Source organism: Acidobacteriota bacterium, assembly GCA_030697165.1.
Classification (GTDB): Bacteria; Acidobacteriota; Vicinamibacteria; order Vicinamibacterales; family UBA2999; genus 12-FULL-67-14b.
In genome coordinates this window covers 170,469-195,899 of sequence record JAUYQQ010000016.1, presented here as the reverse complement: position 1 = coordinate 195,899, position 25,431 = coordinate 170,469, and the positions used below count along the sequence as shown (strand labels likewise).

Annotated in this window: 20 protein-coding genes; 8 read left to right on the top strand and 12 right to left on the bottom strand. The window is 66.1% G+C overall.

The window, feature by feature from the left end; translation table 11 throughout:
* From Q8T13_16940 to Q8T13_16930, 3 genes are all read right to left on the bottom strand, one after another.
* On the bottom strand, positions 1 to 330 hold a 330-nt coding region (locus Q8T13_16940; protein ID MDP3719451.1), incomplete at its 3' end, for a GNAT family N-acetyltransferase.
* A gap of 2 nt (positions 331 to 332) precedes the next feature.
* Positions 333 to 2,381: a S8 family peptidase gene (locus Q8T13_16935; GenBank protein MDP3719450.1), complete on the bottom strand. Its 2,049-nt coding sequence runs from the start codon at positions 2,379 to 2,381 to the stop codon at positions 333 to 335.
* A 389-nt stretch (positions 2,382 to 2,770) separates the two neighbouring features.
* On the bottom strand, positions 2,771 to 3,574 hold the full coding sequence (locus tag Q8T13_16930) for an FKBP-type peptidyl-prolyl cis-trans isomerase (protein MDP3719449.1): 804 nt from the start codon (positions 3,572 to 3,574) through the stop codon (positions 2,771 to 2,773).
* Between the two features lie 105 nt (positions 3,575 to 3,679).
* On the opposite strand from Q8T13_16930, the gene Q8T13_16925 reads away from it, so the two are divergent.
* The 5 genes from Q8T13_16925 to Q8T13_16905 are packed head-to-tail and all read left to right on the top strand — an operon-like array spanning position 3,680 to position 9,442.
* A complete protein-coding gene (locus Q8T13_16925; protein MDP3719448.1) occupies positions 3,680 to 4,801 on the top strand; it encodes an STAS domain-containing protein in 1,122 nt (373 codons plus the stop codon).
* The gene (locus Q8T13_16920; GenBank protein ID MDP3719447.1) at positions 4,770 to 5,696 is read left to right on the top strand and encodes a phospholipase D-like domain-containing protein; all 927 of its coding nucleotides are present in this window, start codon (positions 4,770 to 4,772) and stop codon (positions 5,694 to 5,696) included. Before Q8T13_16925 ends, Q8T13_16920 begins: the two co-directional genes overlap by 32 nt.
* A complete protein-coding gene (locus Q8T13_16915; protein ID MDP3719446.1) occupies positions 5,693 to 6,979 on the top strand; it encodes a porin in 1,287 nt (428 codons plus the stop codon). Before Q8T13_16920 ends, Q8T13_16915 begins: the two co-directional genes overlap by 4 nt.
* Positions 6,980 to 6,997: 18 nt before the next feature.
* The gene (locus tag Q8T13_16910; GenBank protein ID MDP3719445.1) at positions 6,998 to 8,257 is read left to right on the top strand and encodes a CotH kinase family protein; all 1,260 of its coding nucleotides are present in this window, start codon (positions 6,998 to 7,000) and stop codon (positions 8,255 to 8,257) included.
* A 6-nt stretch (positions 8,258 to 8,263) separates the two neighbouring features.
* Complete coding sequence (locus Q8T13_16905; GenBank protein MDP3719444.1) at positions 8,264 to 9,442, top strand: D-cysteine desulfhydrase family protein; 1,179 nt, start codon at positions 8,264 to 8,266, stop codon at positions 9,440 to 9,442.
* Here the strand turns inward: Q8T13_16905 and Q8T13_16900 are convergent.
* From Q8T13_16900 to Q8T13_16880, 5 genes are read right to left on the bottom strand one after another with little or no spacing between them, the layout of a single operon-like run.
* Complete coding sequence (locus tag Q8T13_16900; protein MDP3719443.1) at positions 9,354 to 9,938, bottom strand: hypothetical protein; 585 nt, start codon at positions 9,936 to 9,938, stop codon at positions 9,354 to 9,356. The genes Q8T13_16905 and Q8T13_16900 overlap by 89 nt on opposite strands.
* Complete coding sequence (locus Q8T13_16895) at positions 9,935 to 11,377, bottom strand: hypothetical protein (GenBank protein MDP3719442.1); 1,443 nt, start codon at positions 11,375 to 11,377, stop codon at positions 9,935 to 9,937. Before Q8T13_16895 ends, Q8T13_16900 begins: the two co-directional genes overlap by 4 nt.
* Before the next feature lie 23 nt (positions 11,378 to 11,400).
* A complete protein-coding gene (locus Q8T13_16890; protein ID MDP3719441.1) occupies positions 11,401 to 12,063 on the bottom strand; it encodes a prepilin-type N-terminal cleavage/methylation domain-containing protein in 663 nt (220 codons plus the stop codon).
* Positions 12,057 to 12,572, bottom strand: a complete 516-nt coding sequence (locus tag Q8T13_16885; protein MDP3719440.1) for a prepilin-type N-terminal cleavage/methylation domain-containing protein — start codon at positions 12,570 to 12,572, stop codon at positions 12,057 to 12,059. Before Q8T13_16885 ends, Q8T13_16890 begins: the two co-directional genes overlap by 7 nt.
* Entirely contained in the window at positions 12,505 to 13,002 is a 498-nt protein-coding gene (locus Q8T13_16880; GenBank protein ID MDP3719439.1) for a prepilin-type N-terminal cleavage/methylation domain-containing protein, read from the bottom strand. The genes Q8T13_16885 and Q8T13_16880 overlap by 68 nt, the downstream gene beginning before the upstream one ends.
* A gap of 300 nt (positions 13,003 to 13,302) precedes the next feature.
* On the opposite strand from Q8T13_16880, the gene Q8T13_16875 reads away from it, so the two are divergent.
* A complete protein-coding gene (locus tag Q8T13_16875; GenBank protein MDP3719438.1) occupies positions 13,303 to 15,477 on the top strand; it encodes a DUF5916 domain-containing protein in 2,175 nt (724 codons plus the stop codon).
* 52 nt (positions 15,478 to 15,529) lie between these two features.
* On the opposite strand, the gene pruA is transcribed toward Q8T13_16875, so the two are convergent.
* Entirely contained in the window at positions 15,530 to 17,164 is a 1,635-nt protein-coding gene (pruA, locus tag Q8T13_16870) for an L-glutamate gamma-semialdehyde dehydrogenase (GenBank protein ID MDP3719437.1), read from the bottom strand.
* An 87-nt stretch (positions 17,165 to 17,251) separates the two neighbouring features.
* Between pruA and Q8T13_16865 the strand changes: the two genes are divergently transcribed.
* Positions 17,252 to 19,612, top strand: a complete 2,361-nt coding sequence (locus Q8T13_16865; GenBank protein ID MDP3719436.1) for a PAS domain S-box protein — start codon at positions 17,252 to 17,254, stop codon at positions 19,610 to 19,612.
* A gap of 62 nt (positions 19,613 to 19,674) precedes the next feature.
* Here the strand turns inward: Q8T13_16865 and Q8T13_16860 are convergent, their stop codons facing one another.
* The 3 genes from Q8T13_16860 to Q8T13_16850 are packed head-to-tail and all read right to left on the bottom strand — an operon-like array spanning position 19,675 to position 24,534.
* On the bottom strand, positions 19,675 to 21,072 hold the full coding sequence (locus tag Q8T13_16860; GenBank protein MDP3719435.1) for an MATE family efflux transporter: 1,398 nt from the start codon (positions 21,070 to 21,072) through the stop codon (positions 19,675 to 19,677).
* A gap of 18 nt (positions 21,073 to 21,090) precedes the next feature.
* On the bottom strand, positions 21,091 to 22,995 hold the full coding sequence (locus tag Q8T13_16855; protein ID MDP3719434.1) for a DNA topoisomerase IV subunit B: 1,905 nt from the start codon (positions 22,993 to 22,995) through the stop codon (positions 21,091 to 21,093).
* A 54-nt stretch (positions 22,996 to 23,049) separates the two neighbouring features.
* Positions 23,050 to 24,534 (bottom strand): NYN domain-containing protein, encoded by a 1,485-nt coding sequence (locus tag Q8T13_16850; GenBank protein ID MDP3719433.1) that lies wholly within the window; start codon positions 24,532 to 24,534, stop codon positions 23,050 to 23,052.
* 222 nt (positions 24,535 to 24,756) lie between these two features.
* On the opposite strand from Q8T13_16850, the gene Q8T13_16845 reads away from it, so the two are divergent.
* Positions 24,757 to 25,338 carry a tetratricopeptide repeat protein gene (locus Q8T13_16845; protein ID MDP3719432.1) on the top strand — a complete coding sequence of 194 codons (582 nt, stop codon included), beginning with the start codon at positions 24,757 to 24,759 and terminating at the stop codon, positions 25,336 to 25,338.
* The last annotated feature ends 93 nt before the right edge of the window (positions 25,339 to 25,431 follow it).

The following is a 25,431-nucleotide window of genomic DNA, read 5'->3' as shown; positions in this document are numbered from 1 at the left end:
GAAGATGCCAATGGCGGTGTCCATGCCGGCGGGCACGACCGCGAAGCAGGCATAGTTGCCGGCCTGGCGTTCGCGCTGCGCCCACAGGATGAAGCGCTCGAAGCCTTCGACCGTGGTCGGCGGCGGCGAGATGAAGCGCGACACTTCCTCGGTGGTCAGCATCGCCAGCAGCGTGGCCGCATCGTCGAGGCGCAGTTCGCGCATCGAAAAGCCGGTGCCGGCCATCACCGGCAGGCCCGCTTTCCAGTCACTCGTCGTGACGGTGGTCGTCGTGGTGGTGGTCACCATGGCCGTGGTCCGCAACCGCTCGGGTTGGGAGGTGGCAACCATGGCTACTTACCTCCGTTGCCGGTGCCCTTCGCCGAGCAGTTGCCCCACACGATGTTGTCGCCATCGTTGAAGCCCCAGACGATGTTGTTGCCCCAGACGATGTTGTCGTCGCTATTCCCCCACACGATGTTGTCGTCGCTCGACCTGGCGTTCGAGCAGTTGCCCCAGACGATGTTCTCCCAGTCGTTGCCCCAGACGATGTTGTCGTTGTCATTCCAGTTGGAGCGGTTCACATTGCCCCACACCACGTTCTCGTCCCAGAAGCCCCATACGACGTTCTCGGCCCAGGTACCCGACACGACGTCCTGGCCCAACAGGCTGTCGCCCCAGACAATGTTGTTGCCCCAGACGATGTTGTCCCAGCTACCCCAAACGATGTTTTCTTCGTCCCAGGCGTTACCCCAGACGATGTTCTGGCACTCGTCGCAGTTGCCCCAGACGATGTCGTTGCCCCAGACGATGTTGTCGGCGAGGGTGTCGAAGCCCCACACGATGTTGTCGTCCCACCGCGCCATGCGTACCGACGCCGCGTCGTCCGGCATGAAGCGGTCGCCGTAAACCACCCGGTTGCCCCAGGTGACGACCTGGCCGTTGCGATCGACGTTCGACGTCGGCAGGGCCGCCGTCAGCCAGTTTTCGCCGACTGTCGCAGCGGGGTTGATGATGGCCGCCATCTGCACCGCGCCGCCGATGTTGAGCGCGCCGGCGCCCTGCGCCAGCGTGTCGACGCCCGGCACGACGCGCGCGGTGAACTGCAACGCCAGCTTGACCGCGTTCGCCGACAGGTTGGGATTGGCCGTCAACATCAGGGCGGCGGCGCCGGCGACGCGAGGCGACGCCATGCTCGTACCCGACAGCAGCAGGTAGGACGAAGTTCTCTTCTCCTGGCTGCCCTTCACGAGGCGGTTCAGGTTACCCGAGAGCTTGCTGCCCTTCGCCGACAGCGAGATCACGTTGACACCGTCAGCCACCATCTCCGGCTTGGCCAGCAGGTCGAAGCGCGACGGCCCGCGCGAGCTGAAGTCGGCGACCCGGTCGTCCGCGAATTCAGGCGTGCCCTTGGTGTCGAGCGCGCCCACGCACACCGCCGACGGGGCGTTGCAAGGGACGCCGACGCCGCCGAAACCAGGCTGGCTGGTCAGCGGGTTGATGCCCATGTTGCCGGCTGCGGTCACCACCACGATGCCCTTGCGCGACAGCCGCTCAACGGCCTGCACCAGCGGGTCGGTCACGGCCGACTCGAACACCGGGTGGCCGAGCGACAGGTTGACGACGCGGATCTTGTAGGTGACGTGATTCTGGCCGACCCATTCAAGGGCGTCGATCACGTCGCTGGTGTTACCCGAGCAGTCGTCGCCGAGCACTCGCAGCACCACCAGGTCAACGTCGGGGTCAACACCGGCGTACTCGCCGGCCGAGGCCGCGCCGTTGCCGGCAATGGTGCCCGCGACGTGGGTGCCGTGACCGCACTTGTCGACCGGCTTGATGCCGCCGCTCACGAAGTCCACGTAGGCTCGGATGTGTGTGGCGGGCAGGTCGGACTGCGGCTGGATGCCGGAGTCGATGACCGCGACGGTCATGCCGTTGCGTACCGGCGCCGTCTTCTTCTTCGCTGCCGTGATGGCCTTTATCGCGCGGGCCGGGGTCGTTTTCTTGACCGGGTTGCTGACCGCCTTCTTGACCGCGAACACCGACACTCGGGCGTCAACCGACACCTGCGTGGCGTTTCCCAGCTCGCTCGACAGGGCCGCAGCGCTCGACATCACGTTGAGGGCGGGACCGCCCCCGGTGTCCATGGTGCGAACCGCGGCGCCGCGGTCGAGCAGGCGGTTGAACGCCGCGTCGCGCTCGGCCGTGGTGTCGAACTGCATGATCACCCGGGCCGACTCGCCGGCCTTGACCGACTGGCGCACCGACTCGTCGACGTGGCCGCGACCGGCCCGCTTCTGGGCCGCGGCCGGAACCGTCAACAGGGTGGCGAAGACGGCAGTCAGGATCGCCGTTTGACCCCAGACAGCTTTCTTCCGAACGGTAGAGGTTGAAACCTTCATGGCGCCAGCCGAGATAGCAATACTCCCGCCAAGAAGCTGTCTACAGACTCGATTAGTCAACTTTGTCATATCGAGTCATATTCATTAGGCTTTTTTGGCGACTTTGGAACAGATTACGGTTTCGGCCTTAACCTGACGACATAGGACAGAGACGCTGTTTGTTCTCAAACAGCTCATCAAGATCGGAATCCAGCGGGTTTTAGACCCTTAAAATACTGCAATTAAACAGGTTAGCTGTGGAGTGTTCCGTCCTGAATAGCGATGTCTATTTTGGAACACGAAAAGGTGGGAAAGAAGGTGCCAAAGTGCCAAAGTGCCAGGGTGCCAGGGTGCCAGGGTGCCAGGGTGCCAAGGTGCCAAGGTGCCAGGGTGCACCTTAGGCACCCTATCTATTTAATGGCGAGCAGTTCGACGTCGAACACGAGCATGCCCTTGGGGTCACGGCCCTTGTAGGCCAGGCGCTCGGGAATCCAGAAGCGCATGCTTTCGCCGACCGTCATCAGCTGAACCCCTTCCGTCCACCCCTCGATGACTTCGCCCAGTCCAAAGGTCGCCGGCGACTTGTCCCGTGAGGTGTCGAACATCTTCCCGTCGGTGGTCCAGCCCGTGTAGTGCACCGTCACGAAGTTGCTCTTCACGGGCGATGGTCCACCCTTGCCCGGCCGCAGCGACTTGTACGCGAGGCCGGATGCAGTCTTCTTCGCGTCGGCGGGCGGTGCGGCCACGTCGGGCGGCGGCGCGCCAGGCGCCTCGCTGAACTCGATCAACTCGACGTCAAAGACCAGCATGCCGGCGGGGCGCGAGGGCTGGCCGTTATAGGCGAGGTTCTGCGGAATCCAGAAGCGGCGCTTTTCGCCCGCCACCATCAATTGCAGGCCTTCACCCCAGCCCCTGATCAGGCGGTTCAGCGGAAAGGTGACCGGCGCCGGCTGCGAGAGGGAGCTGTCGAACATCTTCCCGTCGGTGGTCCAGCCGCTGTAGTGCACCGTGACCAGGTCGGTCGGTCCGGGCTTCGCCGTTCCCTTCCCCGCCGCCAGGACTTTCGACGCCAGTCCCGAGGCCGTCTTGGCCGCGTCGGCGGGTGGGGCGGCGACATCTGCCGGAGCGGGCACGGGGGTCGGCGCCGGCCGCTGGGCCGCCAGCGACAGCGCAGCCACGAGCACCAGGAGGACGGTCGAAAGGATGCGAGTCATCCCCCGTATGGTGGACCGGGGCGGGTAGAAGTGAAAAGTGAAAAGTGAGAAGTGAAAAGTCCGTAACAGACGTGTTACCTTTCGCCACCCGTCAGCGCGGGGTCTATGATCACCTCCGAATCGCGCGCCAAGTCGAACCGGCTGTTGCTGTCGCCCCAGGAGCCCCTCGTGGCGGGCGGCCGCGCTGAAGAGTTGGAGCGGCGCATCCAGGAAGTGTTCAAGGCGGGCTACGCGCATGTGGTGATCGACTTACGGGGCGTCCCGAACGCCGACAGCGCCGGCATTCGCGCCCTGGTGCGCGGCCACACCTCGGCGCAGCGCCTCAACCGCCGTTTCACGCTGGTGTCGCCCAACCCGCGCGTTCGCGAGTTGCTCGAGCTCTCTCTGCTGACCAACGTGCTCGAAGTGGTCGACTCGCTGGTCGACGCCAGGACGCAGACCATTCCGTGGGACCGCGTGTGGTCGGGCGTCGCGGTGGCGCTCGTCGGCCTGGCGCTCGTCGGCGTGGGCGTCACCTGGCCGAACCTGGGCCTCGAGAACACGCAGATCACCGGCAACTCGCTGCCCGGGGTCCCGCTGTCGGGTTCGCCGGGCGGCATGGGCAACCCCTTCTTCGAGCTGGCCAAGCTGGTGGCGGCCGCGGTCATCGGCATGCTCGTCACCGTGGTGCATCGCCAGTACCGATCCGACAAGAGCGCCAATCCCGCGCTGGACCAGGCGCAGGTACTGCTGTGCATCGCGGGCGCGCTGATGATGATCATCATCGGCAACTCGATCGCGCGCGCGTTCGGCATTGCCGGCGCCGCCAGCGTGATTCGCTTCCGCACGCCGGTTGAAGACGCGCGCGACATCACGATCCTGTTCATCCTGATGGGGCTCGGCATGGCGGCCGGCCTCGGCGCGCTGGCGGTGGCGGGCATGGGCACGTTGTTCCTGTGCGCGATGATCCCGATCCTGAACCTGTTCAGCTCCGAGCGGCCGCGCACGATGATGGTCGAAATCATCTCCGAGGGCCGCGACTTCCCGGCCGCGCACGTGAACCAGGTGTTCGCCGTGAACGGCATCCTGTTCGAACCTCGTGAAGTGTCCCAGGGCGACGAGGCCACCGCTAAGTACCTCACCACGCTCAGGCCGACCGACTCGCTCGAGGACTTGAGCGGCCAGTTGATGGGCGATGGCAAGAAGGGCATCAAGAATGTCTCCTGGTCGCCTCCCAAGCGCGCGTAAGGCGCGCGCACCGGTCCGCAAGGCGGCCGTCACCGGCAAGGAAACGCTGATTCTCGACCCGGCCGAACGCAAGGCGGCGTTGCTGCGCGTGATCGCCGGCGCCAGGCGGCGGCTGGTGCTGTCGTTGTTCCGCTGCGACGACTTCACCGTGCTCGACGCGCTGGCCGGCGCCCTCGAGCGCGGCTGCGAAGTCGAGGCAATCCTGACCAAGCGCGCCAAGGGCGGCAAGAAACGGCTCAAGAAACTGTGGGGCGCCCTCGAAGAAATGGGCGCGATCGTCACCCGCTACGGCGACCCGGTGGTGAAGTACCACGCCAAGTACGTGGTCGCCGACGAGGCTACGGCGATCGTCACGACGCTCAACCCGACCCGGAAGTGCTTCTCGCGGACCTGGGATGCGGTGCTCGTGACCGAGGATGCCTCGGTGGTGCGCGGACTGCTGGCGCTGTTTCGCGCCGACACGACCGGCGCGCCGCTGCCGTCACGGCGGCCGATCAGCCGCCGCCTGATCATCGGGCCCGAGCGGTCGCGGGCCGAGATGCGCGCGCTGATTGCCGGCGCCCGTCACAGCATCCGCATTCTCGACCACAAGCTGTCGGATCCCGACCTGGTCGGGTTACTGCGCGAACGCCGCAACGAAGGCATCACTGTCTCGGTGATTGGCAAGCAGCCCATGGGCGCGATCGAGCCGCACGGCAAGATGATGATCATCGACGAACAGCGTGCCGTCCTGGGCAGCACGGCGCTGTCGACATTAAGCCTCGACTTCCGCCGCGAGGTCTCAGTGGTTATTCACCAGCCGGCGCTGGTCAAGCAACTGAACATGGCGTATCAAGCGTTGAGCGCGCGAGCCGGTGCGGCCGCGGCGCATCTTCCCGGAGACCGTAACGTATGAGGACGATCTTGTTGACGGCCCTGCTCGTGGCGGCCGGGTCGGCCGCCGCCGCGGCGCAGGACCAGCCCGCCGCCCGCCAGGCGAGCCCGGGCAAGCGCGGGCTGGTCTGGGAGGACGACCGCCCGACCATCGTGTTCGGCGAGGACGTGACCCTCGGCGTCCGTGGGCGGCTGCAGTTGGACTGGCGGCAATTCGATCCCGACATCGATCAGGAAACCTACGACTTCCGGACGGCGCGCATCGGCGTCCAGGGCGACCTGACCAGGCACTTCAGCTACGAAGTCGAGCGTGAGATCGATCGCGAGGCCCAGTTTGGCGAGTGGAAAGATGTCTACCTCGCCTGGAAGACGTTCGATGCCGTGCGGGTCAAGGCCGGGCGCTTCAAGATGCCGTTTGGCCTCGAGCAGAACACCGGTCCGACCGAAACCGACTTTGCCTACCGCAGCCTGGCGTCAACGACCATTACCCCTGGCCGCGAGCGCGGCGTGATGATCTACGGCGAAGTCGGCCGGATCGCCTACGAGGCCGGCGTCTTCGACGATGACGGCGACAATGCCGAACTGGAACAGGAGCGGTTTGCCGTCGAGGGCGAAGACCTGGAGGGCGTGGGCCCATCCTTCGCCGGCCGCATCACGGCCGACCTGTTACGCCCATTTCCCGTTCCCGGCCGCATCAGGGGCGCAAACTTCGGTTTCGCCTACACCAACGCTTACGTGCCCGAAGGGCTCAACAGCCTGAAGGGCGAGGCGGTGTGGGGCGACGATTTCTTCGATCGGGTCTACGTCAAGGGCCGGCGCCAGCGCATGGGCGTGCAGTTCGACTGGACGCCGGGGCCGACCGGCCTCAAGGCCGAGTGGATGCAGGCGCGCGAACAACGGCTGGGCCAGAGCAACCGCAACGAGGACCTGTCAGACTTCCTCACCACGGGTTGGTACGTGAGTGGCACCTGGTTCGTGACCGGCGAGGACAAGGACGACAACATCAACCCGCGCCGGCCGCTGTTTCAAGGCGGCATCGGCGCCGTTGAACTCGGCGTGCGGTTCGATGCCCTCGAACTGAGCAGCGCCAGCAAAGAGGACCGGCCGTTCACCAACCCGCGCGCCGACCACCAGGTTCCCAACTCCGACCAGGTGTGGACCTTCGGCGTCAGCTGGATGCCCATTCGCTGGGTCCGCGTGGTCACCAACGCCGTCCACGAGACCTTTGACGATGTCTCGCGAGCGCCGGAGCCGGGCGTGGCGTCCTACTGGTCGGGCGTCCTGAGGTTGCAAGTTGTCTTCTGATCGACGGAGGATGGCGCGATGACGATGATTCGACGGTGCCTCGTCGCAGCGTTGCTCGTGGTCTGCGCGAGCGACAGCGCCGCGGCGCAGACCTCCGACGACCTGTTCAATCCCGACGTCCTCCAGCGCGTCGAGCTGTGGATGAACTCCGCCGACTGGGAGAAGCTGAAGGCGGCCTTCCAGGAGAACACCTACTACCCGGCCGACGTGACCTGGAGTGGCCAGACCGTCCGCAACGTCGGCATCCGCTCGCGCGGTCTCGGCTCACGCAGCGGCACCAAGCCCGGCTTGCGCGTTGACTTCGATCGCTACGCCACCAACCAGACCTTTCTCGGGCTGAAGTCGTTCGTGCTCGACAACCTGGTCCAGGACAAGTCGGGCGTCCGCGAGACCGTGGCCATGCGGTTCTTCAGCCGCATGGGCATTCCCGCGCCGCGCGAAACGCACACCCGCCTCTACGTCAACGGCGCCTATGCCGGCCTGTATGCGCTGGTCGAGTCGGTGGACAAGACCATGTTGGGGCGCGTCTTCGGCAGCATCGGCGACGACGTCCAGAACGACGGCTACCTGTTCGAGTACAACTACGTGCTCGGCAGCCCGTGGCGCTTCGAGTACCAGGGGGCGGCGCTCGAGCCCTACCAGGCGCGCTTCGACATCAAGACCAACGAGAGCAAGAGCGACGCGACCATCTGGGGGCCGATCGAGGAGCTGGTGCGGCTGGTCAACACCACCGCCGCGGCCAGCTTCGAAGCGACCGTCGGACCGAAGCTCGACCTGGCGGCCTTCGTCCGCTACATCGCGATGCAGAACTTCATTGCCCAGAACGACGGTTTCAACGGCTACGACGGGATGAACAACTTCTACTTCTACCGCCTCGAGAACAGCGACACGCACGTGTTCATCGCGTGGGACGAAGACAACGCCTTCCTGACGCCCGACTTCCAGATCGCCACGCGGCTCGGCGACAACGTCCTGACCCGCAACACGCTGCAGGTATCGTCGTTCAGCCGCCAGTATTACGAGACCCTGCTCGAAGCGGCGGAGTCGGCCAGCGACTGGATGCAGGCCGAGATGGAACGGCAGCTCGCGATGATCGCCGCCGCGATGCAGGAAGATCCCAAGAAGCCGTACACCAACGCCGAGCACGCAGCTGATGGCGAGACGATGCGGGCGTTTACCCCGGCGCGCGTGTCGTACGTGCGGTGCGAGGTCGCGAGGGCGATAGGGACACCGCTGCCGGCCGGGTGCGCCGCCGCCGCGACGGCCAGGCGGCCGTAGCCTGTCATGCCCTCGAGTGCCGTCCGGCGTGTTCAATCGGCCCTGGCCCGGCAGCCGCGGCTGCCACTGGCGCAACTGCCGACGCCCATCCACGACGCCATCCGGCTGCGCGAGGCGCTCGGCGGGCCAGGACGCTGCCCGCGCATCCTGATCAAGCGCGACGACCTGACGGCGCTCGGCCTCGGCGGCAACAAGGCGCGCAAGCTCGAGTACCTGGTCGCCGATGCGCAGGCCCAGGGCGCGACGACGCTGATTACGACCGGCGCGGTGCAATCGAACCATGCGCGCATGACCGCCGCGGCGGCGTGCGTGGCCGGCATGCGCTCTGTGCTGGTGCTCACGACGCGGATGGACGAGGCGAAGGTCCGGCTTCCGCCTTCGCCACAGGACGGCTTCGGCGAGACAAGAAAGCCGGACGCCACACCGGTGCCGGCACTCGAGGGCAACCTGTTGCTCGACCATCTGTACGGCGCCACCGTTCGCCTGGTCCCGTCGGTCGATCCCATGCTGGCGGTCGGCCAGGACGAGGCCGTCGTTGCCGAGGTCGTGGCCGAGGAAGAGTCGCACGGACGCCGGCCGTACGTGATCCCGGTCGGCGGGTCGAGCGGCATTGGCGTGTTGGGGTACGTCGGCGGCACCGCGGAACTGGTGGAGCAGCTCGCGGCCATGGCGGTCGCGCCGTCGCGCTTGTACTACGCGAGCGGATCGCGCGGTACGCAGGCCGGGCTGACCCTCGGCGCGCGGCTTTGTGAGGCACCGTACCGCGTCTACGGCGTCGCCGTCAGCGCCGGCGAGCCGGAAAAGATTGAACGCGCAAAGCGCATTGCCAACGAGGCCGCCGCCACGCTTGAGCTGCCCGAGCGCCTCGAGCTGTCGGAGCTCACCACCGATCAGGCGTTCATTGGCGACGGCTACGGCATCCCGACGAGCGGCGGGCTCGAGGCGATCGACCTGCTGGCCCGGTCAGAGGCGATCCTGCTGGATCCCTGTTACACGGCGAAGGGCATGGCGGCGCTCATCGCGCACGTGCGAGACGGTTCGCTGCCGGCCGGCGAGACGGTGGTGTTCCTGCACACCGGCGGCATGCCGGCGCTCTTTACTCAGGAGTTTTCGTCGAGAGTGTCGGCCGGGGATCGAGCCACGCCCGGGGGATTCGGTTCTTCTCGGCCTGCTCTTCCATCTTGAGCCAGCGACGTTCGACGTCCTCGACAAGCCCCTGTCTCTGCGCGAGCAGCCGCGCGGCCACGGCGCGTTCGCCGGCTGAGCGGCTCTCGTCGTTCGCCGTTTCCGCGATCGCCGCAACCTCCCGCTGAGCTTTCATTAACTGCCCGCGAAGAGTGTCGGCCTGCTGGCGCCAGTCCGGCTCCTGCAAGGCCTTTTCGCCGGTGACGTGGTTGGCGGCGCTGTTGACAATGATCTCCGCGGCCGTGACGTAGCGGCCGGCGCTGATGCTCATGTAGCCGCCCGGTTCCGCAGCACTCCCTTCAGAAACCGCGGCCGGAGTGCTCAACGGATCGATTTTCAAGTCGGCGTTGGTGAACGCCTTCGCCGCCGGCTTCGCCGACTCGCGTCGCGCGACTTCCTGCCGGGCGACATCCGCCAGCGACTGCGCCGAAACCGGTAGCGCGAACGCCATGCCAATGCACATGGCCGCGACCACGCTGCGGCGCCGGTCGATCACTGCTCGATCCACCCCGAGATGTTGTTGGTAAAGGTCGGATCCGAGCCCGGCGTCTCGACGGTTGTGACGATGTCGCCGAGGTTGCCGTTATAGGTCACCCGCATGTTGCCGGCCAGGGTGTTTGCGTCGGTCGTCGATGCGCCACGGCGACCGTGCGGGTTCGTCGACGCGTCGTAGGCGTTGGTAGTACCATCGCGGTTCTCGACCATCACGCGGCCCTGGAACTCGGAGTTGCCGTAGATCCTCATCTGCTCGCGGACCATGATCTGGCCGTCAAGGTCCACCGAGTCGTCCGCGTCCACGGTGCCGCCCAGTTCGAAGTCGCCGTTGGTCACGAACTGGATCTTCGCGGAATTCTCTGGGCGAAACTTGCCGTTGCCGGTAATCGTGATGGAACCCTCGGCGATGATCGACACCGAGGTGAGCACGGACTTGCCGGTGCCGTGGACCGAGACCGGGCCCTCGACGTAATAGGTCGCGGCGCTCGGCATGGCGCCCGAGGAACTCCACGCGCCACCCGAGAAGCTCCATCCCGTGGGGCACACCGGTCCGGCGCCGCCGCAGAGCGCGTTGTCGCTGGCTCGCCGACGTTCTCCGGTACTGGTGAGGATCCAGTCAGCGAGGTTCCGGTAATCTTCCGCCTTGATCTCCGGAATGGTGATCGGCGGCATGCCGCCCGCCTTCAGGCCAGCCGGGTCCAGGCCATCAGCGACCGTGCCAGTAGCCGTGATGTCACCACTGATGTCCTCGGACCCGCCACCAGTGACGTTGCCGTTCGTATGAATGTTGCCCTCAGTGCCGCCCACGGTGATATTGCCGTTGATGTCCAAGCTGCCGCCCACCAGGATCGCGGGATTCGACAAGATCGTGGTGCTGGTCGGCGGGATGGCCCCAGTGGCAACCGACTGCAACACGCGCATGATGCTGACGGTCGTGCCTCGCGGTCCCGTGCCAATCGCCCGGAGAATCAGGCGATCGTTCAGGCTTGTATAGGGGCTGCCGTCCTCGGCCATCTGGGTCAGCTGCGCCTCCGCCAGCGCTGTCGGGTACAGCGAGGGATCGTCATCGTCGAGAATCTGCAGTGTGTAGGCGAATCGATCGCCGATCGTGAACGGGCCGTTGCCGATCCCCGGGATGCGGCCGTTATCGGCGTTGGCGGCCGCCAACGGGTTGCCGGCATCGACCTCCCCGTCGGCGCCGGCCAGCAAGTTGGTCGACGTGTCGGCGATGATCTGCTCGATGGCCCGGTTCAACCCCGCCTCGGCGGCGGCGCGCGCCCCCGCATAGTTGAGCTCGTTCGAGGCCATGGCGATGTCGGTCTGGCCGCTCAGGGTCATTCCGGTCGTCAGGCCCATCATTACCGCCAGCAGCAGCAGGACGATGACCAGCGCGACGCCTTTCTCCGAGCGAACTGCGTTGACGGATGGTGGCGTTGTCATAGGGTGCCTCACTGCTGCCTTCATCAGTAGTTTCGTCCGCGAATGCGCACTTCCTGGCTGAGCACGCGGGTGACGGGCTCGCCGGTAACGGCGTTGATCGTCCGCGAGCGAACCGTCACCTGCGTCTCGACATAGACAACGTTCAACGGATTGGTCGTGACGGCGCGCGCCGCGTCGCGATAAATGAAGCGGAGATCGTCGATCACCGCGTCGGTGCGGATGGTGGCCGTGCCGCCGAGGTTGTTGTCGAGGAACGTGATGCTGTTGGTGTCGGGGTCGAACGAGACGGTCACGTCCTCGTTGGCCTGCGAGCAGCCGCCGGCCACACCGCCGAGCAGGCCGTCGGGCGGGTTCGAGTCGGTCTGCAGCCGGATGTCGTTGTCGATGTCATCGCCGTCGGGATCGAAGACGATGGCGGCAAACGGGGTGGCGGCCGACGGGCAGTCGGTGATCGCCACGTTGTAGGGGTTGTTGCCCGAGGCCCGGATCAGCCGGCTGACCCAGTCGAGCGCGTAGCGGCCCTCCTGCTCGGCGGCCGAACTCTCGATCTGCCGCCGGTAGCCCTCTTGCACCTGCGAGGTCAGCGCCACGGCACCGCCGAGCACGACCATCGTCACCATGCTGGCGACCAGCAGCTCGACCAGGGTGAAGCCCCGGTCGCTGCCAAGCGTCTTGTGGATTAGCATGCGACCGGCAACCCCCGAATAATCGTCGTGAGGTCGTAAGGTGCGGCCGTCCGGCGATCGTTCACATCCGGAATCACGCGAACGGTGACCTGCCGCAAGTTGAGGTCGCCGTCAGGCCCCTCGATCACCAGCCACCGGCGCCGGTAGCCCGGGCCATTGCCGGGCACGTCGTTGTAGTTGGTGACATCGGCGGTCAGCGAGCCGCCGCAGTCGACCGATGGGTCGGTGGCAAAGCTCAGGGTGGTCAGCTCGTCGACCTTGTCCTGGGCCAGTCGCACCGCCTGCGTCGAATTGCGCGAGAGCTGCTGCGTGCGCAGCGTCACCGCCATCAGCCCCGCAAGCGCAACCAACCCGATCGTGCAGATCACCATCGCGATCACAGCCTCGACGAGCGTGAATCCACCTTCGCGCGAAGCGCTACGGCGGACAGGGCCGCGCTCGTCAGTGGATGTTGCTGAAGGTGATTTGGCCGGTGGCGCTGACGGTAAGAGTTCTCGTGGCTGTACCATATTGAACGCTGATGGTTAACGGAATGGATTCGCCGATCGCGGTGAAGATGCCGCGCCCGCTGACCTGAAGCGCGGTCGCGTCAGCGGGATCGTAGGTCACGCTCGTCGGCATCTCGATGACGGCGGAGTCGCCCTCGAGCGTCTGGTTACAGCGGTCCGCGTCATCGTCCACCGCCGGGTCGCCGGTGATGATCAGGCTGCGCAGGCTTCCAGCCGACGGGCAATCAAACGCCACGCGATACGTGGTGTTCTGGCTGATCGCCTGGAGGCGCGTCTGCCGGACCGTGCTGCCGATCTGCTCCGACGCGGTCCAGAGCCGGTTGCGCGCGTTCGACTCAATGAAGACGGGAACGGCAATCGCTGACGTGACGCCAATGAGGCCCACGACGATGACCACCTCAATCAGCGTGTAACCAAGTTCTGAACGCACACCCCGGAGATAGCAAGGAGTAGTCCAGCAGCGCGGTGTCTCCGTAACTCGTTGGCGACAATGGCATTCTGACAACTGAAGGTCACCGGGCGCCCTTCGGTTTGTCCTGAAATGGCTCATTTGATTACAGAAGTGTCGATTGGGCCTTGTTCCATGCTGCCATGACCGCGTTTATCGGCCCTTTCGGCCACCCCACTTATAATGAAGGGCTTGATACGCGGCGCCGGAATCCTTGCACTATTTATCAGTCTTTTAGCAACACCGACCGCTGCCCAGGAACCGCTCGTCCCGCCAGAGGCCGTGACCCGCGATGCGCAGGGCCGCGCGACCCTGCGAACCACCAGGCTGACGTCGCCGCTCACCTTTGACGGCCGCCTCGACGATCCCATCTACTCGTTGGTGCCAGGGGCGTCGGGCTTCGTCCAGCAGGAACCAACCGAAGGCGCGCCGGCCAGCGACCGGACCGAGGTGTGGGTGTTCTTCGACGACCAGAACATCTACGTCGGCGCCCGCTTGTGGGAGACGCATCCCGATCGGCGCGTGACGAGCGACATGCGGCGCGATTCCAGCAACCTGTACAACAACGATCACCTCGGGGTCGTGTTCGATACCTTCAACGACCGCCGCAACGGTTTCGGCTTCTCTTCAAATGCGCAGGGCGGGATGTTCGACTGGCAAGTCACCAACGAGCAGCCCAGCAACAACTGGAACGGCCTCTGGGAAGTGAAGACGGCCGATTTCGACCAGGGCTGGACGGTCGAGATGGTGATCCCGTTCCGGTCGATGCGGTTCAAGGAAGGCAGCCGCGAGTGGGGCATCAACTTTCGCCGCATGGTCCGTTGGCGCAATGAGCTGACCTTCCTGTCGCAGGTGCCGGTGTCGTGGGGCCGCCGCGGGCTGTCGAAGGTGTCGTCGGTCGGCACGCTGGCCGGCCTCGAGTCGCCGTCCAGGCTCCGGAACCTGGACGTCAAACCGTACGGACTGGGCTCGAACACGACCAACCACCGGACGACGCCGCCGCTCGCGAACCACGGCGCCGCCGAGTTCGGCGTGGACGCCAAGTGGGGCATCACGCAGTCGGTCGTCACCGACTTCACCTACAACACCGATTTTGCCCAGGTCGAGGATGACGAAGCGCAGGTCAACCTGACGCGCTTCAGCGTGCTGTTTCCCGAGAAACGCGACTTCTTTCTCGAGGGTCAGGACGTGTTCAACTTTGCCGGCGCTGGCTCGAACCAGGGCGGCGGCGGCCAGGGCCCGACCGCCATCAACATGGGGGGTGGTGCCAGCAACGTCACGCCGATCGTGTTTTTCAGCCGGCGCATCGGCCTGCAAAACAACCAGGTGGTTCCCATCCTGGGCGGCGCCCGCCTGCTGGGGCGCGGCAACGGCTTCCAGGTCGGCGCGCTGCAGATGCGCACGGAAGAGATCGCGGCCGCCGGCGCCCCCGCCAGCGATTTCTCGGTGCTGCGCGTCAACCGCGACCTCCTCAAGCGCAGCCGCGTCGGCGTGATCGCGACGCGGCGGGCGCCGCGCGCCTCGGGCGATGCCGAAGGCTACTCGTACGGTGTCGACAGCACCATCAACCCGCTCGAGGAACTGGCAATCAATACCTACTGGGCGGGAACCTCGGGCACGACTGGATCGGTTTCCGACCGCAGCAGCTACCGCGCCAACGTGACTTGGAACGCCGACCTGATCGGATTTCAGGCCGATCACCTGTTTCTGGGCGACCACTTCAACCCGGAGATCGGCTTTCTGCGCCGCACGGCGTTCCGCCGCAGCTACGGCCAGGCCCGCTACAGCCCGCGCCCGGCGCGAGGGAGGACGGTCCGCAAGTTCTATTACGAGGGCAGCTACGACTATTTCGAGGACCGCAATGGCCGGCCCGAGTCGCGCGAGGCGCAGGCGGCGTATCGCATGGAGCTGTCGAACGGCGACCAGTGGGCGACCGAGTACTCGCGGGCGTTCGAGCACCTCGACGCGCCGTTCCAGGTCACGCCGGGTGTGATCGTGCCGGGCGGCGAGTATGACTTCGGGCAGGCCAGGCTGCTCTTCACCAGTTCGCCGCAACGGCCCATCTCGGGGACGCTGACCCTCACCTATGGCGGCTTTTATGGCGGCACGCTGCAAGAGCTGACCTGGCGCGGCCGGGTCGAGTTCGGTCCGCGCTTCTACGCCGAGCCGACCGTCTCGTTCAACCGGTTTGCGACGCCGTTTGGCGATGGCGACGCCAACATCGTCAGCTCGCGCCTCACTTACACGCTGACCCCGCGCATGTTCGCGTCGGCGCTCGTGCAGTACCAGTCGGCCAGCGACACCCTCAGCACCAACGCGCGGTTCCGCTGGGAGTATCAACCCGGCAGCGAGCTGTTCGTGGTCTACAGTGACGGCCGAGACACCACCGGCCCCGGTTTCCCTGAGTTGGATAACCGGAGCCTGGTGGTCAAAGTCACGAAGTTGTTCAGGTTTTAAGACGCCGGGTGTCTTTTTCGCACGTCCCCAACGAAAAAGACACCCGGCGTCATTACTCTTCCATCATGAACGGATACTTGTAGTCCGTCGGCGGCGCGAAGTTCTCCTTGATCGTTCGCATGCTCACCCAGCGGACCAGGTTCATCTTCGAACCCGCCTTGTCGTTGGTGCCCGAGGCGCGCGCCCCGCCGAAGGGCTGCTGCCCCACGACCGCGCCGGTCGGCTTGTCGTTGATGTAGAAGTTGCCGGCGGCATTCTTGAGCGCGGCCGAGGCCTCGCGCACGGCCGCCCGATCCCGCGAGAACACCGCGCCGGTCAGCGCATAAGGCGAAGTGCGATCCACGATCTCCAGCATCTCGGTCCACTTCGCATCGTCGTACACGTGCACCGACAGCACGGGACCGAAGATCTCTTCGCACATCGAACGGTAGGCGGGGTCGCTGGCCTCAATCAACGTCGGCTCGATGAAGTAGCCCTCGTCGCCCTGGTAGCCGCCGCCCTGGATCACCTTCGCATTCTTCTTCGCATCGTCAATGTAACCGCTGACCTTGTCGAAGGCCTTCTTGTCGATCACGGCGCCCATGAAGTTGCGGAAATCACGGACATCGCCCATCTTGATGTCCTTCATCATGGCGACCATGCGATCGCGAATGTCGTTCCAGCGCGACTTCGGCACGTACATGCGGCTGGCGGCGGAGCACTTCTGCCCCTGGTACTCGAACGCGCCGCGCACCGCGGCCACGGCGACCTCCTGCGGATCCGCCGAGGCGTGCACGACGATGAAGTCCTTGCCGCCGGTTTCGCCGACCAGGCGCGGGTAGCCGCGGTACTTGCCCAGGTTCTGGCCGACGCGCTGCCACATGCCGTTGAACACGGCAGTGCTGCCGGTGAAGTGAATGCCCGCCAGGTCGGGGTGATCGAGCAGCACGTCGGAAATCTCGACGGCGTTGCCCGGCACGAAGTTGATGACACCGGGCGGCAGTCCGGCCTCCTCGAGGAGCTTCATCACGTAGTACGAGCTCAGCATTGAGGTGCCGGCCGGCTTCCACACCACGGTGTTGCCCATCAGCGCGGGCGCGCCGGCGAGGTTGCCGCCGATGGCGGTGAAGTTGAACGGTGAAATGGCGTACACGAAGCCTTCGAGCGGCCGGTACTCCATCTGGTTCCACACCGCGTGATTGCTGTCGGGCTGCTCTGACAGCAAATCCTGTGCAAAGGCGACGTTGAAGCGCCAGAAGTCCACCAGTTCCGAGGCCGCGTCGATCTCGGCCTGGTAGGCGGTCTTCGACTGGCCGAGCATGGTCGCGGCGACGATCGTCGAGCGCCACGACGTGGTCAGCAGCTCGGCGGCACGCAGGAACACCGCGGCCCGATCCTCGAAGGACCAGCCGGCCCACTCCTTGCGGGCCACGAGCGCCGCATCCACGGCCTGGCGGACCTGGCCGGCCGTCGCCTTGTGATAATGCCCCAGCACATGGCCGTGCTTGTGCGGCATGACGGAGCGCTCGGTGGCGCCGGTCCGGATCTCCTTGCCACCAATCACGATTGGAATGTCGACCGTTTCGCCGGCCATGGTGGCCAGCCGGGCCTTGAGCTCGGCACGGGCCGGCGTGCCCGGCGCGTAGGTCAGGTTGGGATCGTTCTCGGGGCGAGGAACCCGGCGGCGGCCGGAAATGACGTCAGACATGGGCGCGCTTCCTTTGAATTGAGGGCGAAGCTCTATTCTAAGTCCGGCTAAAGCCGGACGCTACATTGGAACCGGTTACAATTTGCCGTGGCTGTGTGCCGGCTCAGGCTCCTGTTCGTGGTCGGGACGCTCGCGGTGCTGACCACACCCGCGGCCGCGCAGCCCCCCGTCGACCTGTCCCCCGGCTTGTCCACCGTAGCGCAACGCGCGAAGGTGGAGCCGCGGGCGCTCGTCTTCGGCGGCGACCGCGAGTTCCCCCCTTACGAGTATCTCGACGAAAGCGGCACCCCCCGGGGCTTCAACGTCGAGCTCATCCGCGCGCTGGCGCGCGAGGCCGGCGTGGCCATCGAGATCCGGCTCGGGACCCGCGACGAGCGCGTCGCTGCCTTCGAGGCCGGCAAAACCGACGTGATGTTCCTGTCGTACTCGGACGAGCGCGCGGCGCGCTACCAGCTGCTCGATCAGACCTGGACGCTGGCGCAGGTCGTCATGATGCGCCCGGGCCTGCCCCGCTACCCGCGCGGCCTCGACGATCTGTGGGGCGTGCGGGTCGCGGTCGACGACGGCTCGATCAATCACCTGCTGCTCGCCGGCCTGCCCGAAGCGCGACGGCCCGCGCTGCAGGTGGTCGCCACCCGGGCCGACGCGATCCTCGCCTTCGCACGAGGAGAAGTCGACGGCGTGGCCGGCAACCACCTGACCCTCAGGTTTCTGATGGGGCCACTGGCCGACGACGCCGAAGAGGTGCCGCTGCTGTCGCGTCCCTATCAAATGGCGGTGTTGAAGGGCCGCGACCTGGCGGTTGCGCCCCTTCGGATCGCGCTCGATCGCCTCAAGGCCACCGGCGAGTTCGATCGCATTGTCGAGGCGCAACTGAGCGCGCCCGGCCGGCGCACCTGGCTCGATCGGTATGCCGCCATCCTCGGCGTGGCCGGCGGCCTGGTGCTGCTGCTCGTCGCCGGCGGCACGGCCTGGAATCGATCGCTGCAGAAACAGGTACGCACCCGCACGCAGGCGGTCGAGCGCACCGAGCGCCGCTATCGTGACCTGGTCGACAACGCCAGCGACATGATCTACCGCACCGATCCGTACGGGCGGTTCACCTTCGTCAATCCGGTCGCGACCCGCCTTCTCGGCTACGCCGAGAGCGAACTGCTGGCGATGAAGTATTTCGAGCTGATGCGGCCCGACTGGGTGCCGCGGGCAATGGCGTTCTACGAGAAGTCGGCCAGGGCGCGCGAGGCGTCGTACCTGGAGTTTCCGGTCAGGCGGAAGGACGGCAGCGAGATCTGGGTGGGCCAGCACGTGCGCGCGATCCTGGCGGGCGGGCAGATCGAGGGCTACCAGGGCATGGCCCGCGACGTCACCGACCGCGTCAACGCCCAGACCGAACTGCGCGCCGAGCGCGACTTCGTGTCGGCCATTCTTGACACGGTGCCCAGCCTGATCATGGTGCTTGACGTGGATGGGCATGTCGTCCGGTTCAATCGCGCGTGCGAGGAGCTGTCGGGACTGGCGATGAGCGCGGTCGCCGGCCGGTTGATCTGGGAGCTGCCGTTCCTGCTCGACGAAGAGCGGGCCGGCGTCCAGGCGGGTCTCCCGCGGCTGGCTGAATCCGAGGCGCCGGTCAGTCTCGATCGGATCTGGGTGGGGCCAGGCGGCGCGCGCCACGTGATCGCGTGGACGGTGATTGCCCCTCGTGGCCCGGCGGGAGCGCCCAAGTTCCTGATCGGCCTGGGCACCGACGTGACCGCCACCCGGGAGCTGGAACGCCTGAAGTCGCAGTTCGTGTCGATGGTCAGCCACGAACTGCGGACGCCGCTCACGTCAATCCGCGCCTCGCTGCAGCTGCTGATCGCGGAGAACATGACTGGCAACGAAGACGCCGACCAGCTGGTGCGGGTTGCGCTCGGCAACGCCCATCGCCTGATCCGCATCGTCAACGACATTCTCGACATGTCGAAGATCGAGGCCGGCGAGATGGCGGTGGCCGTGAAGCGCACGCCGGTGCGGCCGATCATCGAGGACTCGATCCGAACGGTCGAGGGCTTCGCCCGCACGTCCGGCGTGACCATCACCGGGCCGACCGGTGAGCTGGGCGAGGTGGTGGCCGACCACGACCGCTGCATCCAGGTGCTCGTCAACCTGCTTTCGAACGCGATCAAGCACGCGCCGGCGGGCTCGCCGATCGAAGTGTCGGCAGAGCGCGAGGGCACCGTGATGGCGATCGCCGTCCGCGACCACGGCCCCGGCATCCCGGCCCACCAGGTCGACTTCATCTTCGAGCCGTTCACGCAACTGGACGGCAGCGACACGCGCCGGATTCAAGGAACGGGCCTGGGATTGACGATCGCCCGCGCGCTCGCCGAGAAGCAGGGCGGGACCATTCGGGTCGCCTCGCGCGAGGGCGACGGCGCAACCTTCACGCTCACCCTCCCGGCAGCGTAAAACAGGAGATCAAGAGACCAAGAGAAATTTATGCTTGGTTCTCCTGAACTCCTAATCTCTTGTTAATGAGCGACGACGATGTTGCGCCACTTGCCCTGGCGGAAGCGCAGCACCGTCAGCACGCAGCGGGTGAAGTGGCCGAGGACGATCGCCAGCCAGATGTCGCCGGCCTGCAGCGGACGGGCCGCCTGGATCAGCCAAACCATCCCGATCGGCACCGCCACCTGTGACGCCAGCGTGATGAACAGCGGGCTGCGGGTGTCGCCGGTGCCCTGCAGGCCGCCGGTGTAGGTCAGCGCGAGCGTGATGAAGAAGCCCGACACCGCGAGGTACTGCAGCAGCTGCTGGCCGAGCGCCGCCACCGCCGGTTCGGTGGCGCCGAAGGCGCCGAGCAGGACTTGTGGGATCGTCACGAAGAGCAGCCCGACGAACGCGGCCACGCCGAGACCGATGCGCGACGCCGCGTGCACGCCCTGCATGGCGCGCTCGGGATGGCCGGCACCCAGGTTCTGCCCGGCAATCGTGGCCGCCGCGCCCATCAGGCCGACCGAGGTCCACGTGATCATCGAGAACAGCTCGGTATAGCCAATCGTGAACGCCGCCTGGGCGGCCGCGCTCTGCGGCAACGAGCCGATGTAGCGCAGCATCAACACGCCGGCGACGTTCATGGCAATGCCCTGCACGCCGGTGGGCAGGCCGAAACGGAACAGCGCGCGGATGATCGTCCAGTCCGGGCGCCAGTCCATGTGGCGCGACACCCTGAACACCAACCGTCCCTTGAACAGCTGGTAGAGCGCATACGCGCTGACCGAACTGGCGGCGATCGCGGTGCCGAGCGCGGAGCCGGCGGTCCCGAGCGCGGGGATCGGGCCGAGTCCCGGGATCAGGATCAGGTTGAAGATCACGTTCAACACCGTCATGGTCACGCCGAGCCGAAGCGGTGTCCTGGTGTCGCCGGCAGCGCGCAGCGCCGAGGTCAGCATGAAGAACGACAGCATGCCGAAGCTCAGGGCGAAGTTGATGCGGAGAAACGGCAACGCCAGCGCCTTGACCTCGCCAGAGGCGTTGACCATTTCCAGGAGGTACGGCGCGGCGAAGTACCCGACCGGCCCCATCACCGCGTACATGGCGATGGCGGTCAGCAGCGCCTGTTGCACGGTCTTGTTGACGCGATCGACGTCGCCGGCGCCGACGAAGCGCGCCACGAGCACGGCCTGGCCGGTGAACAGCGAGGCAATAAAGACGATGACGACCAGGAAGATCTGCCAGCTGACACCGATGGCGGCGTTACCGGCATAACCAATCAGGTGGCCAACCAGGATGTGATCGACGACGCCCTGCAGCCCGGCGATCACGTTTTGGAGCATCGTCGGCCACGCCAGCTTCCAAACGGCGGGGCCGATGGGGCCTTCGACGAGCGACCGATCGAATGGCGATTTCTTCTGCGGCGGCTCAGACAAACGGCCTAAATTCTACCCTTAAACGTCGAGCTCCACGGCGTCCTCGGCCCGGTCCATGATGAAGCGGAACCGGGCGGACGCGTCCTTGCCCATCAGTTCGTTGATCACGCGGTCCGTCACCAGCTGGTCGGCGACTTCGACCTTCAGCAGCCGGCGCGTGCGCGGATTGAGCGTCGTCTCCCACAACACCTTCGGCATCATCTCGCCGAGGCCCTTGAAGCGGGTGATCTCGGGGACGGCGCGCCCGGTCCTGGTCTTCAGGATCTGCTCCTTCTGCTGCTCGTCGAGGGCCCAGAAGGTGTCCTTGCCGATGTCGATGCGATACAGCGGTGGCTGCGCCAGGTAGACGCGGCCCGCCGCCATCAGCTGAGGCAGGTGCCGGAAGATAAACGTCAGCAGCAGCGTCGCGATGTGATGGCCGTCGGAATCGGCGTCGGCCAGGATGATCACCTTGCCGTAGCGCATGCGGTTCAGGTCGAAGTTCTTGCCGACCCCGCAACCCAGGGCCGTCACCAGGTCGGCCAGCTCCTTGTTCTCGAGCACCTTCGCGGTTGACACGCCTTCGGTGTTCAACACCTTGCCGCGCAGCGGCAAGATCGCCTGGCGCGCGCGGTCGCGGCCCTGCTTGGCCGACCCGCCGGCCGAGTCGCCTTCGACCACGAACAACTCGCTCGTGATCGAACCGGGGTTGGTGCAGTCGGCCAGCTTGCCCGGCAGGTTGACGCGCCCGGCGGTGGGACCCTTGCGAACCACTTCCGACGCGGCCGCCCGGCTGGCCTCGCGCGCGCGGGCCGACAGGATGATGCGCGCCACAATTGCCTCGGCGATCGACTGGTTGTTGTTCAGCCAGTGCTCGAGGCCCGGCCGCACCAGGCCGTCGACCGCCGACATCACCTCGGGATTGTTCAGCCGATCCTTGGTCTGTCCCTGGAACTGCGGTTCCTGGATGAACACCGACAGGATGCCGGTGAGGCCTTCGCGAATGTCTTCGGCGCTGAGCGTCACGCCCTTGGGCGACAGGTTGTGCGTCTCGATGTAGTTGCGGACGGCCTTGCCCAGGCCGGCACGAAAGCCGTTCTCGTGGGTGCCGCCCGACGCGGTGGGAATGCCGTTGACGTAGCTGCGCAGGCTCTCGTCGGTCGCTTCGGTCCACTGCAGCACCAGCTCGAGCTTGGTCGCGCCATCCTTCTCGAGGGTGAACGGCGCTTCGTGCACCGGCTTGGCGTTGCGCTCGGTGACGATCTTCCTGAGGTAGTCGACCAGGCCCTCCTCGTGCTGGAAGACGTCCTTCTGGCCGGTGGACTCGTCCTCGAACGTGACCTTGACGCCCCGATGCAGGTAGCTGGCCACCTCCAGCCGCTCGCGAATCAGCGCGGCCTCGAACTCGACCTTCGGGAAGATCTGCGGGTCGGGCCTGAAGAACACGGTGGTGCCGCTGCCGCGGGCCGGGCCGACCTTCTTGAGGCTGCCTTGCGGCTTGCCCTGCTTGAAGGTCATCTCGTACTGGTGGCCGTCGCGCCGCACCGTCGCCACCAGCTCGCGCGACAGGGCGTTGACGACGCTCGCGCCGACGCCGTGCAGGCCGCCCGCGGTCTTGTAGTTGCCGGCCTCGAACTTGCCGCCGGCGTGCAGCACGGTGAAGATCACTTCAAGCGCGCTCTTCCTGGTCTTGGGATGAGCATCGACCGGAATGCCGCGGCCATCGTCTTCGACGGTGATCGACGAGCCGTCCTTGTGCAGCGTGACGCGGATGTTCGAGGCATGCCCGTTCATGGCCTCGTCGATGGAGTTGTCGAGCGTCTCCCAGACGAGGTGATGAAGGCCGGTACTGCCGACGCCGCCGATGTACATGCCGGGGCGCTTGCGTACGGGTTCGAGTCCCTCGAGGACGGTGATGTCTTTGGCGGTGTAAGTGGTGGACACGCGAAGGACGATTATAGAGGAACCTGAAGCGCGCTCCAGGTTCCTCGAGGTTTACTACGCCTTCTTCTTGCGGGGCGCGGCCTTCTTCTTCTCGGCCTTGGCGGGCGCGGCGGTCTTCTTCGCGCGTGGCGCTTTCCTGGCCTTGGCGGCGGTCTTCGGCGTCGCTTCGACGTTGCCGTCGACGTCAACCGGCTCCGCGATCGGCTCGGCCACCGCCGGCGGCAGCGGCTCGACCAGCAGCGACGGCTCGATCGACTCGAGCGACTCAACCGGTGGCTGCGTGTTGTTCACGACGAGGCCCCACCCGTGGGGAACCGTCGCGCGCGCGGTGGCGCCGTTGGCGAACACGCGCAGGCCACCCTGGCGGTCGCGTTCGAGACGCAGGATGCCGTCCTTCTGGCACGCGCGCATCAGGTCGGCGATCGACCCGTAGCGGCGCTCGTCGAAGTCCGGTTGCGCGGCCTTCAGGAACTGCTTGAACTGCCGCGGATACATCGGCCAGCGCGGCGGCGTCGCCGCTTCAGCCAGGAGGCGGCGCACCAGGGCGACGCCGTCGCCAAGCGACGCCGGCTCGGTCGGCGCCGGGCGGGTTTCCTTCTCGTCGTCCAGGTCGGCCGCGCCGGGACCGGGGTCGGGCTGCTCCAGCAGTTCGCGCGCGGCGCGACGGCCGGCTTCGCGCGATGCGGAGATGGTCTCGCTCGAAACATCGGTCAGCACTATCATGGGGGCTGCGGCCGCGGTCTCCACCACGCTCGCGTCGCCTTCATTCAACTCCACGAGCGTGCTGCGGCCCTGGTGCTTCAGCGTGACAATGCCCTGCTTGGCCAGCTTGTCGGCGAAATCGCGGAAGCTGCCGACGCCGTAGTCGCGTTCCGAGAACGACGAGTCGAGCTGCAACAGCGTGCTCTTGAGCAGGCCCAGTTGCGGCGAGACCTCGCGGTCGGCCAGCACCTTGAGCGCGCGCTTGACGAGCGCCACCGACTGCTCGATTGGCTGCGTGCCGCTGCCCTGCTGGCGCGGCTGCCGCTCGCCGCTGCCGCGCTCGGGCCGCGGCTGGCTGGGGCGGCGATCGGGCACGACGTTCTCGTAGGCGATGAACTCGGTGCAGTTCTTCTGCATCACCTGGCTGGTGAAGGCGCGGCCGCCGACCACGAACACCTTGCGGTCGTACTGCTTCAGCTTCTCGACCAGCGTGATGAAGTCGCTGTCGCCGCCGACGATGACGAAGGCGTTGATGTGGGAATGCGTGAACGCCATTTCGAGGGCGTCGAGCGCGAGGTTGATGTCGGCGCCGTTCTTGTCGCCGCCGGGCGTCGGCACGCGCTGCACCAGACGCACGGCGTGCTGGGCCATGGCGCGGCCGTAGTCGCCGGACCGCTTCCAGTCGCCGTAGGCGACCTTGGTGATGATCTCACCACGTTCCTTGATCGCCTCGAGCACGGCGCCGATATCGAAGGGCAGCCCGAGGGTCGTCTTCACCCCGATTTCGACGTTGTCGAAATCGATGAAAACGGCAATCTTCAGTCTTTGATCTGACATGTAGTTTCGTTACTTTCGAGTTAGAGAAACCTTGGGGGCGTGGAGGCTTGGCGCGTAGCCGGAGTGGCTAAATGTTGCGAGCCACCAAGTCTGCAGGCCTCCGAGGGGTCACCCGGGGAGGTGTGGTTACAGTATACCTGTCGGCACGGTGGTTGCAGTAGGGAATGGTGGAGTAGTCAAATGAAGTCAATGTGCACACAAAACCGGACGCTTTTCGCGGCAATGCTCGCCCTGGGCGTGTGGATTGTGCCCGGCGCGCCGGTAATTTCGGCCGCGGCGGAGCAGAAGCCCGAAGTCCAGCGGCTGTTCCAGTCGGGCAATTACGAGCAGGTGGTCGAGGCTGCCCGTGACGGCGACCCCGCGTCGACCTACCTGGCGGCGCAGGCGTTGCTCAAGCTCAACAACATGGAAGGGGTGGCCGCCGAGTTCGCGCGCCTCAAGGGGAACGGTCCGGCCTGGAGCCTCGTCGGCGAGTCTGGCGAAGCACTCGCCGCCAACGACGCGGGCCGCGCGGTCGAGCTCGCGCGCCGAGCCACGCAAACCGACGGCGAGAACCCATTCGCGTTCTATCAACTCGGGCTGTCGGCGAGCAAAGGCAGCGACTGGGGCACGGCGACGCCGGCGTTCAACCGCGCCCTCGAGTTGAAGCCCGACCTGGCCTACGCGCATTACTACGCGGCCCTCGCGGCCCAGCGCCAACGCCAGCTGCCGAAGGCCGCCGAGCACTTCGAAGCGTTCCTGCGCCTGGCCCCTGAAGCGCCCGAGCGCCAGGCGGTGCAGGCGATTATGCGCAGCTTGAAATGATCCTTGTCAGTTGAAAGTTGACGAGTGGGTAGTTGGTAGTTGAAGTTCAAAAGTTTCAGTTTCAGTTCAGTAACTTGAAACTGTCACTGTCAT

Coding starts and splice junctions, on each gene's coding strand:
- Q8T13_16935 (MDP3719450.1), bottom strand. CDS start 2,381: ATGAAGGTTTCAACCTCTACCGTTCGGAAGAAAGCTGTCTGGGGTCAA.
- Q8T13_16930 (MDP3719449.1), bottom strand. CDS start 3,574: ATGACTCGCATCCTTTCGACCGTCCTCCTGGTGCTCGTGGCTGCGCTG.
- Q8T13_16925 (MDP3719448.1), top strand. CDS start 3,680: ATGATCACCTCCGAATCGCGCGCCAAGTCGAACCGGCTGTTGCTGTCG.
- Q8T13_16920 (MDP3719447.1), top strand. CDS start 4,770: ATGTCTCCTGGTCGCCTCCCAAGCGCGCGTAAGGCGCGCGCACCGGTC.
- Q8T13_16915 (MDP3719446.1), top strand. CDS start 5,693: ATGAGGACGATCTTGTTGACGGCCCTGCTCGTGGCGGCCGGGTCGGCC.
- Q8T13_16910 (MDP3719445.1), top strand. CDS start 6,998: ATGACGATGATTCGACGGTGCCTCGTCGCAGCGTTGCTCGTGGTCTGC.
- Q8T13_16905 (MDP3719444.1), top strand. CDS start 8,264: ATGCCCTCGAGTGCCGTCCGGCGTGTTCAATCGGCCCTGGCCCGGCAG.
- Q8T13_16895 (MDP3719442.1), bottom strand. CDS start 11,377: ATGACAACGCCACCATCCGTCAACGCAGTTCGCTCGGAGAAAGGCGTC.
- Q8T13_16890 (MDP3719441.1), bottom strand. CDS start 12,063: ATGCTAATCCACAAGACGCTTGGCAGCGACCGGGGCTTCACCCTGGTC.
- Q8T13_16885 (MDP3719440.1), bottom strand. CDS start 12,572: ATGGTACAGCCACGAGAACTCTTACCGTCAGCGCCACCGGCCAAATCA.
- pruA (MDP3719437.1), bottom strand. CDS start 17,164: ATGTCTGACGTCATTTCCGGCCGCCGCCGGGTTCCTCGCCCCGAGAAC.
- Q8T13_16850 (MDP3719433.1), bottom strand. CDS start 24,534: ATGTCAGATCAAAGACTGAAGATTGCCGTTTTCATCGATTTCGACAAC.
- Q8T13_16845 (MDP3719432.1), top strand. CDS start 24,757: ATGCTCGCCCTGGGCGTGTGGATTGTGCCCGGCGCGCCGGTAATTTCG.